The organism is Halorubrum sp. AJ67, from assembly GCF_000513435.1.
Window position 1 is genome coordinate 39,732 of record NZ_CBVY010000011.1, and the last position, 1,333, is coordinate 41,064.

Genomic DNA, 1,333 nt, shown 5'->3' on the forward strand with positions numbered 1-1,333 from the left:
CGACGCCGAGGTACACGCGTCGGTGGTGGAGCGGCGGGGAGAAATACCTTCAGAAAGGCGGCCGCGGACTTACTCGAGCAGGACCGCGTTGACCTGACCGGTCTGGCCGGGTCGCGAGGTGACACGAGCGCGGCCGGCGGACGTCTCGATGACCGCGCCCTTGGTGACGATGTTCCGGCGGGCGTAGTTGACGTTGGCGGGGTTGTCGACGACGTTCTCGATCTCGGCCTCGCTGACCTCGCCGCCGTCGGCGACCTGCGCGACGTTCGTCGAGAGCGCGCGGACCTTCTTGTCCGTGCCGCGGGCGTCGATGTACTGGAGGCGCGTCTCGCCGACCGTGGTCTCGGCCGGCTCGCGGCCGAGCTGGTGGCGCTTCTTGTTCGAGGCGTGCTTGAGTCGGCCGCCGGTGCGCTTGCGCGTGGAGCGTCCCTGGTCTTTCATACGGATACGAACAGCCAGCGAATACTTGAAGCGTTCGACTCGTCTCGATGCGAGGGCGAAGCTCGCCGCGTGCGAGCGGTGGCCTCAGGCGAACGCGCGTTCGAACGCGCGGACCTCCTCGTCGGTGCCGACGACGACGAGCTCGTCGCCCCGCTCGATCCGCGTCTCCGGCCCGACGTCGGTGACGAGCTCGTCGCCCCGCTCGATCGCGATGACGGTACAGCCGGTCCGCTCGCGGACCGCCGCCTCGCCGACCGTCCGTCCGACCAGCGTCGGCGTCTCGCTCCTGACGACCTCGACGTGCGTGTCCAAGGAGAGCACGTCCCGGTCGGTGAGGACCGCCGACGCCGACATCCGCCCGGTCACGAGCGAGAGGGAGAGGACGTAGTCCGCGCCGGCGCGGTGCATCTTCGGCACGCTCTCGGGGTCCGCGACCCGCGCCAACAGCTCCACGTTCGGGGCAAGGTCGCGGACCACGAGCGTCGCGAACTGCGCGGTCGTGTCGTCCGGCAGCGCGAGGACGACGGTCCGGGCGTCGGCGACGCCGGCCGCCCGCAGCATCTCCGGGTCGGTGGCGTCGCCGACGACATCGACCGCCTCGCCGGCCTCTCGGTCGACGACGTGACGGGAGGTCGGCGTCCGGAGCGCGTCCGCGACCGTCTTCCCGACCTGTCCGTAGCCGACGACAACCGTCTCGCCCGCGCCGAACCGCCGCGCCGCGGAGTTGGTCAGGTCGACGAGCCGCTCCACCTGCCCCTCGGTCCCCGAGACGAGCAGGACGGTCCCGGCCGACAGCGTCGCGTCCGGCGACGGTGCCGCCTCGAACGCCCCGTTGAACCACGCGCCGTATCACGTCGACGCCGGTCCGCTCGCCGATCCGGCTGCCGGCGAG

The 1,333-nt window shown here is 71.6% G+C and carries 1 protein-coding gene and 1 pseudogene; both read right to left on the reverse strand.

Features of this window, described 5'->3' with window-relative positions; genetic code table 11:
* Positions 1-69: 69 nt before the first annotated feature.
* The gene (locus BN903_RS10180; protein WP_048077627.1) at positions 70-441 is read right to left on the reverse strand and encodes a 30S ribosomal protein S8e; all 372 of its coding nucleotides are present in this window, start codon (positions 439-441) and stop codon (positions 70-72) included.
* 84 nt (positions 442-525) lie between these two features.
* Positions 526-1,333: pseudogene (locus BN903_RS10185) on the reverse strand (potassium channel family protein); the annotation flags it as partial.